The 12,679-nt window shown below is 35.9% G+C and carries 19 protein-coding genes and 2 pseudogenes; all 21 read left to right on the top strand.

What is annotated here, in order from left to right:
* Positions 1-84 precede the first annotated feature (84 nt).
* On the top strand, positions 85-384 hold the full coding sequence (korA, locus tag ACFIK2_RS05600) for a KorA family transcriptional regulator (RefSeq protein WP_375676972.1): 300 nt from the start codon (positions 85-87) through the stop codon (positions 382-384).
* Positions 347-664 (top strand): VirB2 family type IV secretion system major pilin TrwL, encoded by a 318-nt coding sequence (trwL, locus tag ACFIK2_RS05595; RefSeq protein WP_375676971.1) that lies wholly within the window; start codon positions 347-349, stop codon positions 662-664. Before korA ends, trwL (ACFIK2_RS05595) begins: the two co-directional genes overlap by 38 nt.
* Before the next feature lie 137 nt (positions 665-801).
* Positions 802-1,119, top strand: a complete 318-nt coding sequence (gene trwL, locus ACFIK2_RS05590; RefSeq protein WP_375676970.1) for a VirB2 family type IV secretion system major pilin TrwL — start codon at positions 802-804, stop codon at positions 1,117-1,119.
* A gap of 109 nt (positions 1,120-1,228) precedes the next feature.
* Positions 1,229-1,546, top strand: coding sequence for a VirB2 family type IV secretion system major pilin TrwL (gene trwL, locus ACFIK2_RS05585; RefSeq protein ID WP_375676969.1), 318 nt, complete (start codon positions 1,229-1,231; stop codon positions 1,544-1,546).
* A gap of 75 nt (positions 1,547-1,621) precedes the next feature.
* Positions 1,622-1,945, top strand: a complete 324-nt coding sequence (gene trwL / locus ACFIK2_RS05580; RefSeq protein ID WP_375676968.1) for a VirB2 family type IV secretion system major pilin TrwL — start codon at positions 1,622-1,624, stop codon at positions 1,943-1,945.
* 56 nt (positions 1,946-2,001) lie between these two features.
* Positions 2,002-2,325: a VirB2 family type IV secretion system major pilin TrwL gene (trwL, locus tag ACFIK2_RS05575; RefSeq protein ID WP_375676967.1), complete on the top strand. Its 324-nt coding sequence runs from the start codon at positions 2,002-2,004 to the stop codon at positions 2,323-2,325.
* A gap of 127 nt (positions 2,326-2,452) precedes the next feature.
* Positions 2,453-2,764 (top strand): VirB2 family type IV secretion system major pilin TrwL, encoded by a 312-nt coding sequence (gene trwL / locus ACFIK2_RS05570; RefSeq protein WP_375676966.1) that lies wholly within the window; start codon positions 2,453-2,455, stop codon positions 2,762-2,764.
* A gap of 114 nt (positions 2,765-2,878) precedes the next feature.
* Entirely contained in the window at positions 2,879-3,193 is a 315-nt protein-coding gene (gene trwL, locus ACFIK2_RS05565) for a VirB2 family type IV secretion system major pilin TrwL (RefSeq protein ID WP_375676965.1), read from the top strand.
* 126 nt (positions 3,194-3,319) lie between these two features.
* Positions 3,320-3,640, top strand: a complete 321-nt coding sequence (trwL, locus tag ACFIK2_RS05560; protein ID WP_375676964.1) for a VirB2 family type IV secretion system major pilin TrwL — start codon at positions 3,320-3,322, stop codon at positions 3,638-3,640.
* Positions 3,641-3,765: 125 nt separating this feature from the next.
* Entirely contained in the window at positions 3,766-4,074 is a 309-nt protein-coding gene (locus ACFIK2_RS05555) for a conjugal transfer protein (protein ID WP_375676963.1), read from the top strand.
* 12 nt (positions 4,075-4,086) lie between these two features.
* Entirely contained in the window at positions 4,087-4,395 is a 309-nt protein-coding gene (locus tag ACFIK2_RS05550; RefSeq protein WP_375613868.1) for a type IV secretion system protein VirB3, read from the top strand.
* Positions 4,396-4,397: 2 nt separating this feature from the next.
* The gene (locus tag ACFIK2_RS05545) at positions 4,398-6,869 is read left to right on the top strand and encodes a VirB4 family type IV secretion/conjugal transfer ATPase (protein ID WP_375676962.1); all 2,472 of its coding nucleotides are present in this window, start codon (positions 4,398-4,400) and stop codon (positions 6,867-6,869) included.
* Positions 6,866-7,633 carry a type IV secretion system protein gene (locus ACFIK2_RS05540; protein WP_375676961.1) on the top strand — a complete coding sequence of 256 codons (768 nt, stop codon included), beginning with the start codon at positions 6,866-6,868 and terminating at the stop codon, positions 7,631-7,633. The genes ACFIK2_RS05545 and ACFIK2_RS05540 overlap by 4 nt, the downstream gene beginning before the upstream one ends.
* A gap of 171 nt (positions 7,634-7,804) precedes the next feature.
* Positions 7,805-8,650, top strand: coding sequence for a type IV secretion system protein (locus ACFIK2_RS05535; RefSeq protein ID WP_375676960.1), 846 nt, complete (start codon positions 7,805-7,807; stop codon positions 8,648-8,650).
* Positions 8,651-8,894: 244 nt separating this feature from the next.
* Positions 8,895-9,038: a hypothetical protein gene (locus ACFIK2_RS05530; protein WP_015857026.1), complete on the top strand. Its 144-nt coding sequence runs from the start codon at positions 8,895-8,897 to the stop codon at positions 9,036-9,038.
* Positions 9,039-9,648: 610 nt separating this feature from the next.
* On the top strand, positions 9,649-10,224 hold the full coding sequence (locus tag ACFIK2_RS05525) for a type IV secretion system protein (RefSeq protein WP_375677045.1): 576 nt from the start codon (positions 9,649-9,651) through the stop codon (positions 10,222-10,224).
* On the top strand, positions 10,139-10,351 hold the full coding sequence (locus ACFIK2_RS05520) for a type IV secretion system protein (protein ID WP_375676959.1): 213 nt from the start codon (positions 10,139-10,141) through the stop codon (positions 10,349-10,351). Before ACFIK2_RS05525 ends, ACFIK2_RS05520 begins: the two co-directional genes overlap by 86 nt.
* A gap of 183 nt (positions 10,352-10,534) precedes the next feature.
* Positions 10,535-10,711, top strand: a pseudogene (locus ACFIK2_RS05515) (trwi protein); the annotation flags it as partial.
* 31 nt (positions 10,712-10,742) lie between these two features.
* Positions 10,743-11,593, top strand: a pseudogene (locus ACFIK2_RS05510) (type IV secretion system protein).
* A gap of 238 nt (positions 11,594-11,831) precedes the next feature.
* Positions 11,832-11,975, top strand: coding sequence for a TrwH protein (locus ACFIK2_RS05505; protein ID WP_273791747.1), 144 nt, complete (start codon positions 11,832-11,834; stop codon positions 11,973-11,975).
* A complete protein-coding gene (locus tag ACFIK2_RS05500) occupies positions 11,972-12,673 on the top strand; it encodes a virB8 family protein (protein ID WP_375676958.1) in 702 nt (233 codons plus the stop codon). The genes ACFIK2_RS05505 and ACFIK2_RS05500 overlap by 4 nt, the downstream gene beginning before the upstream one ends.
* The last annotated feature ends 6 nt before the right edge of the window (positions 12,674-12,679 follow it).

Genomic DNA, 12,679 nt, shown 5'->3' with positions numbered 1-12,679 from the left:
ATTATAATGAAAGGTAGATAAGAAAATGTTAAAGCTCTAATTAGTAAGATTGAACAAAATCTCTTCTAATTGAGGGCAAAGATAATGAAAATGATAGAACAAAACAGCGTTGATATAGCATTTAGTCAAAAAGCAGCACGTGAGATTACAGTCGTGATGCTTTCAGAGAGGGAATGGTATTTCACGTTTATTTCCGATGATCCAATCACCGGAAAGCAAAATAAATATGCGTTACTTACACAAAGAGGAAAACTAAGAACTTGGGCTGATCCAAAATATCTTTTTAAGTTTCTTCATGAAAGAGGGGTCATTTGTGGGAGTTTTAATCTTAATCAGGATAAAGAACATGAAACAATTAAATATTCTTCACACAACAGCTCGTAATAAAATTGCTGCGTTTTCTGCAGCTTTAACTGTATTTTTTATGACCAATCCTGTACCCGCCCAAACAGCGGGTTTAGCTCCTGCAAAAAAAGCTTTAGAGGGACTCCAAACAGATTTAAAAACGATTATCCCTATCGCTGCTGCCGTTATACTTTTGTGCTTAGCAATTGGTTATGCAGGGCGCTACATCGGAAAAGACACATTTGTACGGTGGGCAATCGGTGTTGTTATCGCTGGTTCAGCAGCTGAACTTGCCAATTTATTATTTAAATCCAACTGATAAATCTATTTAAACATAAAATGTTTCTTTCATGAAATAAGAAACTTAGATTTCTGTATTTTTATTTAGCACAATAAAAACTATATCGAAAAAAGAGTTTATTTATACTAACTGTAATCTAAATTGGAATAAGCAATATGAAACAATTAAAAACTCTTCAAACAATAATTTGGAATAAAATTACTAAAGCCTCTGCAGCTTTAACTGTATTTTATATGGCCAATCCTGTGTTAGCCCAAGCAGTAGTTTTAACTCCTGCAGACAACGCTTTAAAAGCGCTCCAAAAAGACTTGAAAGATATTATCCCCATTGCTGCTGCCGTTATACTTTTGTGCTTAGCAATTGGTTATGCAGGGCGCTATATCGGAAAAGATACATTTGTACGGTGGGCAATTGGTGTCGTTATCGCTGGTTCAGCAGCTGAACTTGCCGGTTTATTATTTAAAACTGCATAAATTTTCATGAAAGAAAATTTAGATTTCAGTATTTTCATTGTATTCAATAAAAAACATATTGAAGAAAAGAGATTACTCATACCAATGTGATATAAATTGAGATAAAAATATGAAACAATTAAATATCCTTCAAAGAATAATTCATAATAAAACTATTAAAAACTTTGCAGTTTCAGCTGTATTTTTTATCGCTAATCCTGTGTTAGCCCAAGCAGTAGTTTTAGAGCCTGCAAACAAAGCTTTAACTGCACTCCAAACAGACTTAAAAACGATTATCCCCATTGCTGCTGCCGTGATACTTTTGTGCTTAGCAATTGGTTATGCAGGGCGCTACATCGGAAAAGATACATTCGTACGGTGGGCAATTGGTGTCGTTATCGCTGGTTCAGCAACCCAACTTGCAAATATGTTATTCACAGGCGCGTAATGAGAATGAATATTAAGTCATTCAGTATAAAATATCTTTTTATTCTAAAGAGAAATCTAAATTGAGACAAACAATATGAGACAACTAAATACCCTTCAAACAATAGTTAGAAATAAAAATATTAAAATTTCTGCAACTTTAATTATATTTTTTATGAGCAATTCTGTATATGCTCAAGTAAAATTAACAAATGCAAAAACTGCTTTGGAGGCTTTACAGAACGACCTCATTAAAAACATTATCCCTATTGCTGCTGCTGTTATACTTTTATGCCTAGCCATTCTCTATGCAGGGCGTTACATCGAAAAGGATACATTTATACGATGGGCAATCGGTGTTGTTATCGCTGGCTCAGCAACCCAGCTAGCTAAGCTTTTATTCACAGGTGCAGTTAATTAAAATTAAAGATGATAGCTATAATACAAAATGTTATCTATAATCTTAGTGAGAGAAATATGCAAAAACTAATTAGTTTCCAATCAAAGAATAATAACAAAATCATCACACTTTCGGCAGCTATAACTGTATTTTTTATAACACATCCCGTATGGGCCCAAGCAAACGGTTTAGCTCCTGCAAAAACAGCTTTAGAAGAACTCCAAAAAGATCTTAATACTAATATTATTCCTGTCGCTGCTGCTGTTATACTTTTATGCTTAGCAATTGGTTATGCTGGACGCTACATCGGAAAAGATACATTTATACGATGGGCAATCGGCGTTGTCGTCGCTGGCTCAGCAACCCAACTTGCGAGCCTGTTATTCAAGGGGCAAGCGTAAGTCTATATAATGCATAATATTTTTATCATAAGGTTTTATATCTAATTATTATACACATATAAAAATCTCATATGTTTTATAATAATAAATACAAAGTATTAATAAGAGCATTAATTAAGAGTAAAATATGAAAAAATTAATTGATTTCCGATTTAAAAATAACAACAGAATCACAGCAATTTCTTCGGCTATAAGTGTATTTTTTATAGTACATCCTGCGTATGCAAAACTAAAAGCTGAAGATGCTTTAAAAACTCTGCAAACAGATCTTACTACTAATATTATTCCTGTTGCTGCTGCCGTTATCCTTTTATGCTTAGCAATTGGTTATGCTGGACGTTACATCGGAAAAGATACATTTGTACGGTGGGCAATCGGTGTTATCGTCGCTGGCTCAGCAACCCAACTTGCGAGCCTGTTATTCAAGGGGCAAGTGTGAGTCTTTATAATACATAATGTTTCTAATGTGAGAGTTTATGTTTGATAAATTTAAAAATATTATGTGATATTTCGTTTATATTAAGAATATACAAAGTATTGATAAGAGTAAAATATGAAAAAATTAATTAATCTCAAATTAAAAAATAATAACAAAATTATCGTAATTTCTGCAGCTCTAAGTGCCTTTTTTATAACGAATCCCGTATATGCAAATGTAAAATTAGATCCTGCAAAAAAGGCGTTAGATGCACTCCAAAATGACTTAAAAACGATTATCCCTCTCGCCGCTGCTGTTATACTTTTGTGTTTAGCAATTGCCTATGCAGGGCGCTACATTGGAAAAGATACGTTTGTACGGTGGGCGATCGGCGTTGTCATCGCTGGCTCAGCAACACAGCTTTCTACACTGTTATTTACAGGTAAGTAATGAACTGGTATAATACATAATGTTTTTAATTAAGAGTTTATATTTGCTAATTGTAACATATAAAGATAGTAATTTGTTTATGTTAAAAAATATAAAATATTCATGAAAATTTAATGAAAGTAAAATATGCGAAAATTAATTAATGTCCAAACACAAAATAACAACAGAATCATAGTAATTTCTACAGCTATAATTGCATTTTTTATAACACAGTCTGCATATGCAAATGCAAAATTAGCTCCTGCTGAAAAAGCTCTAGATGCTCTAAAAAAAGATCTTATTGATCACATTATTCCTGTTGCTGCTGCCGTGATACTTTTGTGCTTAGCAATTGGTTACGCAGGCCGCTATATAGGAAAAGATACGTTTGTACGGTGGGCAATCGGCGTTGTCATTGCTGGCTCGGCAACCCAACTTGCTAAACTGCTATTTACAGGTCAAGCATAAATTAGTATAATACGTAATGTTTTTAATGTTCGTTGATTATAGATTTGTACCAGTAATAATATCGCTCATACTACGAAAAAAGGAATATTATTTATAGCAACTTTAATTAAAAGGGGATAAAAGATATGAAACAATTAAATACGCTTCAATCAAAAATATGTAAGATTAGTACTATTTTTATAACTTTGATTATGTTATTAATAACTCAATCTGCATATGCTCAAACGGAAACAAAGAGTTTAAATGTTTTCATAGGGATGCAATATGGATTAAGTATAATTATTCCTATCGTTGCTGCTATCATTCTTTTATTACTTTTGCTTATTTATATATTTCGCATTATCGCAAGAGCTACATTTATGCGATGGGCATTCAGTATCATTATTGCTGGTGCAGCTTTTTATATTAGCCACATATTATTTCACCTCCAGTGACGAGAACATTCCATGAAATCGCAAGAAAAAAAAGAATTCCCCCTATTCAAGGGAGCAACACGTGTTCCAACGATATGGGGTGTCCCCATGATGCCATTTATCGTTATGGTTATGGGGGTTGCTGTTATTGCTATGACAGTAAGTATCTTTTTGTGGATTATAGCACCTCCATTATGGTTTATTATGGTGCAAATTACTAAAAACGATGATAAGGCGTTTCGTATCTGGTGGTTATGGATCGATACTAAATTTCGCAATCGCAACAAAGGTTTTTGGGGCGCATCAAGTTATAGTCCCTCTGATTATAGTAAAAGGAGATAAACATGACAGCTGTTGAAAGCAGCAAACGCCTTGCATCAGAGGCACCTGTAAGCCTGTTTCTGCCTTATTCACATCATATTACAGATACGATTATTTCTACTAAAAATGCGGAATATTTGTCAATTTGGAAAATTGATGGGCGTTCGCATCAAAGCGCTTCAGAAGAAGATATTTTTCAATGGATAAAAGAGCTTAACAATACTCTACGGGGTCTTGCATCAGCCAATTTATCATTTTGGACGCATATTGTGCGCCGCCGTGTTTATGAATATCCTGATTCAACATTTGATCAAATGTTTTGCTATCAGCTTGATGAAAAATATCGACAAAGCTTTACTGGTTATAATTTGATGGTCAATGATTTATATCTGACTGTCATTTTTCAACCGATAGCGGATAAAATTATGTCGTTCTTTTCTAAACATGAACGTGAAACGCTTGATCAAAAAAAGATGCGACAAGACACATGTATCAAAGAACTCAATGACATCAATCGTACTTTAGGCCAATCTTTAAACCGTTACGGTGCAGAACTTCTTGGTGCTTATGAAAAAAATGGGCATGCTTATTCTTCTGCACTTGAATTCCTTGGAATGCTTGTCAATGGTGAATATCGCCCTATGCCAATTTGCCATGACCGTTTTGCTGACTATATGTCTGTCAATCGACCTTTTTTCTCAAAATGGGGCGCTCTTGGTGAACTGCGAACAACCAGTGGAATGCGTCGATTTGGAATGCTTGAAATTAAAGAATATGATGCAACAACCAAACCAGGACAATTAAATGTTTTGTTGGAAAGTGACTTCGAGTTCGTATTGACGCAGAGCTTTTCAGTTCTCTCCCGACATGCTGCTAAAGATTATTTACAACGGCATCAGCGTAATCTTATTGATGCACGAGATGTGGCAACGAGCCAAATTGAACAAATTGACGAAGCACTAAACCAGCTTATCAGTGGGCATTTTGTCATGGGAGAACATCACTGCACATTGACGATCTATGGTGATACAATTCAACAAGTTCGCGACCATATGGCCAAAGCAAGTGCAGCATTACTAGACGTTGCGGTACTGCCTAAACCTGTAGACTTAGCGATAGAGGCTGGCTATTGGGCACAACTTCCTGGCAATTGGAAATGGAGACCACGTCCTGCTCCGATTACATCATTGAACTTTTTATCATTTTCATCTTTTCATAATTTTATGTCAGGAAAACCCACTGGCAACCCATGGGGACCAGCCGTCACAATTCTTAAAACAACCAGTAAAACACCGCTTTATTTCAATTTTCATGCCTCCAAACTTGAAGAGGACTCGACAGATAAACGTTTACTTGGTAATACCGCACTTATCGGACAATCTGGTTCCGGTAAAACCGTGTTACTCGGCTTTTTGTTAGCACAAGCACAAAAATTTAAGCCGACAACTGTTGTTTTTGATAAAGATCGTGGTATGGAAATTGCCATTCGGGCGATGGGTGGAAAATATTTAACATTCAAGCCAGGCAGAAAAAGTGGTTTCAATCCTTTCCAACTCCCACCCACACAAGAAAATCTTATTTTTCTGAAACAATTTGTTAAAAAATTGGCAGAAGCTGGTGGTGAAGTCACGCATCACGATGAGGAAGAAATTAACAAAGCTGTTATGTCTGTTATGAGTGCTAACATTGACCAATCACTCCGTCGTTTGTCCTTTCTGGTACAATTTTTACCAAATCCACGTTTAAGTGATTATAATGCTCACCCATCTGTTCATGCTCGCTTACTAAAATGGTGTGAAGGTGGTGATTATGGATGGTTGTTTGATAATCCCCACGATGCTCTTGATCTCTTAACACATCAAATTTACGGCTTTGATATCACGGAATTTTTAGATAATTTTGAAACTCGCACTCCAGTGATGATGTATTTGCTTTACCGCACAGAAGGCATGATTAGCGGACAGCGATTTATGTATATCTTTGACGAGTTTTGGAAGCCTTTGCAAGATCCGTACTTTGAAGATTTAGCGAAAAATAAACAAAAGACTATCCGTAAACAAAATGGTATTTTTGTTTATGCAACACAAGAGCCTAGCGATGCCTTGGAAAGTAATATTGCCAAAACACTCATTCAACAGTGTGCAACTTACATTTTTCTAGCCAATCCCAAAGCAAATTATGAAGATTATACAAAAGGCTTTAAACTAACAGATGCCGAATTTGAACTCGTTAAAGGACTCGGTGAGTTTAGTCGCCAATTCCTCATTAAGCAGGGTGATCAATCTGCGCTTGCAGAACTGAATCTTGGTAAATTCCATCTGACACGCGATGGAAAAACCATCGAACACGACTTTAGTGACGAGCTCTTAGTGTTATCAGGAACGCCTGATAACGCAGAGTTAGCCGAAAGCATTATCGCAGAAGTTGGTGATGATCCGGCAATATGGTTACCAATTTTCTTACAGCACGCAAAAAATGACAGGAGGGAAACATGAAAAAAAAGGTCATTTCAATAGTAGTTGTAATAACTTTAGGGATTTCAAACCCAGCGATGGCTTGGGTTTGGGGCGCTGGGGCGGCGGATTTATCGGCATCCGTTCCAACGAAGTGGCCCAATTTTTTTGGAAGTTCATCTTCAAATACATCAAAGTCTAAAAAAACTCCACAGCAAAAGAAAGCGCCACCTGATGCCCAACTTCTCGATATGCTAAAAAAACACCTTGAGGAAGTAAAAAAGATACACGAGTCTATAACGGGAAGCCAAAAATTCGATACTAAAAAACTTAAAAATGTAAAAACAGATCACAGTAGTTTTTTTCTCAAAAATCCAGAGAATCTCTACAATAGAAATAAACCTTCTGCTCTATCTACATCACTTGAAAATATTTTAAAAGAAGAAGAAATTCCTGTCACTATCCATGAATCTAGCAGTTTTATCAACAAGCGTATCCAATATGCAGCCATCACTGATAAAGCCGTAAGTTTAAAAACTTTTCAAGAAGCAAACAATCGTTTTCAGCAAATTGAAGAACTATTAAACGAAATCACAACAACAAAAGATCTAAAAAGTATTACCGAGTTACAAGCACATATAATTGGAATGCTTGCTATGCTACAAAATGAAACAGCAAAACTACAAATGGTTACACATTTACGCAATGCTGAACATACACTTATCAAACAACAGAAAGATAAACATAACATAAAAATTTTGAATAGTAAAAACACGAAAATGCCTACCATAAGATTTATTAGATAAAGCTTTTTGTAACAATATTTTGTATAGTAAAAAGAAAAAGTTAATGCGTAATACTCAATTCTCTCTCATAGATCGAAAAGGTCTACAAAGTTTCATTTTATCCTTAAAAAATTCAACGAAAAATGCTTAAAAAGCATATAAAAAGTTGAAAATTTGTTAAAGAGAAATTCCATGGACTTTACAGTTTTCACGCAACTTTTCAATAAAATTGATCAGATAACAAAAACATATGTCACGGATATTTCCTCAAAAGCAATTGTTACAATTACACCCTTTGTATCAATCGGTATCACAATCGCTTTCATCATCTACGGATGGCTCATCATCCGGGGCGCTATCGATATGCCTCTCTCCGGATTTGTAAATCGTTTCCTGCGAATAAGTATTATTACTTCAATAGCCCTTACCACAGGACTTTATCAAAGTGAAATTGCCAATTTAATAACACAAATGCCCTATGAGTTATCAAAAGCGCTCATGACAAATCCACTCGATGATACACAGTTAATGAATTTATTGGACAAAGCAGCAACCAAAGGATTCCAATATGCAGGTCGTCTTTTCCAGGAAACCGTCTTCTTCGAGGCCAATGGATTGCTTTACAGCCTCTTAGGTATCCTCATCTTGCTGGCAACAAGTTCCGTCGTGGCAATCGGCGGTGGTCTCGTCATACTGACAAAAATCGCTATTACACTTCTCGTAGGATTGGGCCCTATCTTCATCATTGCCTTACTGTGGCAACCAACCTATCGCTTTTTTCAGCAATGGTTAATCCAAGTCGTAAATTATATAATCCTCTTTCTACTCTTAGCGACTGTATTTAATCTGATGATGAATATCTTTGCAAACTACTTGAGTGATATGAAACTCGATTATAACCAGAATGTAGCAGCCATGTTTGGGGGAGCTCTCATCTTGTCCATTATATCCATCATGCTGTTACTCAAACTATCAAGCATGGCCAATTCTCTCGCAAAAGGCATTACATTTGGACATCTATGGAAACATAGAAACTAGAGGATGTAGCTAGAAAGAAATGATTCTCGTAACAGAAACTTTAAATGCACACGATAAAATAACAAGAATATCCAATCCTAAAGTAAAAAATATTCGCACTGAAATTGAGCTATTTTCATAAATTAAAAAATGAAATTAAGAAAAGATAAATTATCGTAAACTATACACTTTACTTTAGTGTCAAAATTATAATAATGACAACAAATATCAGAATGTATATAACAGTAAAAAGAGTCATATTAAAATGAAAAATATCATTCTTGTAATTTTGATTGCAAACCTTTTATCGGCTTGTGCATTAGCACCAAAGCTAAAACAACCTAATGATAGAAATCGCGTGCCTATTAATAAAACAATCCCTGCCGAAATCAAGCGAGGAGACAGATGAAAAAGCAATTTATTATAGTAGGAATGGTTACCCTTTTGGGAATACTGAATCTAGCTCCAGCAAATGCAGCTGTAAGCGTAAGTTTCGTCCCCCAAAAACCACCTAAGGATCCAACTGTAGACTCACCACCTGCCCCACGGCCACAACCTGCTTCACCGCCACAATCTTCTCCACCGCCACAACCTGCTCTATCAGAACAATATCTGAAAATTATTGCGTTGCTAACAAAACACCTTGAGTTGAAAAAAGAACAACTTTCACAAGTAGAAAAAGCTTATCAGGCTATAACAAAGGATCAGAAAACAAACCCAAAGCAAATAGACTTTTCTAGTTTTTTTCTTAAAAAGCCAGAATTGCTCTATAAAGATAGTAAGCTTTCAGGGAAGTCATATCAAGAGGTCTTGAATGATGAAAACAGACATTCTCAGTCTTTTGATCAACTCGGTAAACTTCTTTTTGGGCGTTTACAAAATATATCGATTATAGATAAAGCTGTAACTTTAAAAACTTTTCNACTGTAGACTCACCACCTGCCCCACGGCCACAACCTGCTTCACCGCCACAATCTTCTCCACCGCCACAACCTGCTCTATCAGCAGAATATTCGGAAATCCTTCAGCTTTTAAAAAAAGGAGAAATTATTGAGCTCTTAAAAAAGCAGCTTGATTCGAAAAGACAACAACTTTCACAAGTAGAAAAAGCTTATCAGGCTATAACAAAGGATCAGAAAACAAACCCAAAGCAAATAGACTTTTCTAGTTTTTTTCTTAAAGAGCCAGAATTTCTTTATACAGACAGTAAGCTTTCAAGGCAATCATATCAAGAGGTCTTGGAGGAAGAAAACAAAGTTTCTGGGAATTTCGATCAAATCAGCAAAGCTATTTCTGGGCGTTTACAATCTGTATCTGTTCAAGATAAAGCTGTGAGTTTGGAAGGTTTTGAAAACGTAAAAAGTCGTTTTCAATACCTCAGAGGACTACTCGATGAACTTCAAACAAAAGAAAAACTGAAAGACATTGCAGATCTTCAAGCACATATCGATGGTACATTAGCTATGATCCAAAATGAATTTATAAAAATGGAAATGGTAGCGTATTTACATGATNCTTCAAACAAAAGAAAAACTGAAAGACATTGCAGATCTTCAAGCACATATCGATGGTACATTAGCTATGATCCAAAATGAATCTATAAAGATGCAAATGGTAGCGTATTTACGTAAAGCTGAGCAATCACTTCTCAAAAGGAAAAGACGCGAACTTGATATGATGTTTTTTAACAATGAAAAAAAACAGATACCGATCATACGATGAACACAAAAGCTAATTTACAGGGTTCAGTACTATCCCAATAATTCAAAGAGACACAGAGATTTTATCAAAGCCAAGATATCGTGGTGAAAATACTTAGGGACTGTATAAATGCAAATGAAGTGTTTAGCATGTATTTATATTCTAAGATGATGAAAAATTGAAAATTCGTTAAAGAGGAATGCCATGAACTTCACTATGTTCACGCAACTTTTCGATAAAATTAACCAGGTAACACAAACATATGTCACGGGTATTTCCTCAAAAGCAATTACTACAATTACACCTTTCGTTTCAATTGGAATCACGATCGCTTTCATCATCTACGGATGGCTCATCATTCGGGGCGCTATCGATATGCCANAAAATTGAAAATTCGTTAAAGAGGAATTCCATGGACTTTACAGTTTTCACGCAACTTTTCAATAAAATTGATCAGATAACAAAAACATATGTCACGGATCTTTCCTCAAAAGCAATTGTTACAATTACACCCTTTGTATCAATCGGTATCACAATCGCTTTCATCATCTATGGTTGGCTCATCATTCGTGGCGCTATAGATATGCCTCTCTCCGGATTTGTAAATCGTTTCCTGCGAATAAGTATTATTACTTCAATAGCTCTTACCACAGGACTTTATCAAAGTGAAATTGCCAATTTAATAACACAAATGCCCTATGAGTTATCAAAAGCGCTCATGACAAATCCACTCAATGATACACAATTAATGAATTTACTTGACAAAACAGCAACCAAAGGATTCCAATCCAATATGCAGGCCGCCTTTTCCAAGAAACCGTCTTCTTCGAAGCCAATGGACTGCTTTACAGTCTCTTAGGCATCATTATCTTGCTAGCAACAAGCCTCGTAGTAGCAATCGGCGGTGGTCTCGTTCTCCTAACAAAAATCGCACTTGCACTTCTCGTAGGATTGGGACCACTCTTCATCATTGCTTTGCTCTGGCAACCAACTCATCGCCTTTTCGAGCAATGGATAATCCAAGTCGTCAATTATATAATCCTCTTTCTACTCTTAGCCACTGTATTTAATCTGATGATGAATATCTTTGCAAACTATTTGAGTGATATGAAACTCGACTACGACCAAAATGTAAGCTTCATGTTTGGGGGAGCTCTCATCTTGTCCATTATATCCATCATGCTGTTACTCAAACTATCAAGTATCGCCAATTCTCTCGCAAAAGGCATTACATTTGGACATCTATGGAGACATAGAAACTAGATGAGATAAAAAGCAATGGTTCCCATAACAAACGCCCCTAATATCCATATGACAAAATAACGAGGATATCCAATCCTAAAGTAAAAAATATTTGCACTGAAATTGAGCTGTTTTCATAAATTAAAATGGAATAAAAAAGTAAAATAATTGCACACAACGCACTTTACTTTATGTTCAAAATAGGAATAATGACAATAAATATCAGGATGTATATAACAGTAAAAAGAGTAATATTAAAATGAAGTCGATCATTCTTGTGATTTTGATTGCAAACCTTTTATCGGCTTGTGCATTAGCACCAAAGCTAAAACAGCCTAATGATAGGAACCGCGTGCCTATTAATAAAACAATCCCTGCCGAAATCAAGCGAGGAGACAGATGAAAACAAAACAAGCAAAACCAGTGAAAGCCGAACAACTTAGAAGTTATTATGAAGAAAGCCGTGGCTTAGAACGTGATCTTATCAATGAATTTATAAGGTCGCGCAAAACGGCATGGCGTGTTGCGAGTACTGTGGGTCTTTTTGGCTTATTCGGTATGATATGTGGAGTTGTTGGATTTTCTCAACCAGCTCCAACTCCCTTAGTATTGCGCGTTGATAATACGACGGGTGCAGTTGATGTTATCTCAATCATGCGTGAACACGAAGAAAGCTATGGTGAAGTTGTAGATAGATATTGGCTAAACCAATATGTGCTTAACCGCGAAACTTACGACTACGATACTATTCAACTGAACTATGACACAACAGCACTTTTAAGTGCGGCATCTGTTCAACAAGAATATTATAAAATCTATGATGGAGAAAATGCACGGGACAAAGTGCTTTCCAACAATGCACGTATCACAGTTAAAGTACGATCAATCCAGCCTAATGGACTCGGTCAAGCAACTGTACGTTTTACGACTCAGCAACTTGACAGCAACGGTGCTGCTACTGGACCAAAACAGCACCAAATTGCAACAATTGGTTACACCTATGTTGGTGCACCCATGAAATCATCTGATCGATTGCTTAACCCCCTTGGTTTTCAAGTAACAAGTTACCGTTCTGACCCAGAAATACTGTTGAATGATTAAGGAATT

The organism is Bartonella sp. AP88XZML (genome assembly GCF_042195565.1).
Lineage (GTDB): Bacteria > Pseudomonadota > Alphaproteobacteria > Rhizobiales > Rhizobiaceae > Bartonella.
The sequence above is the reverse complement of the archived record's forward strand: the minus strand, read 5'-3'. Positions and strand labels throughout refer to the sequence as shown.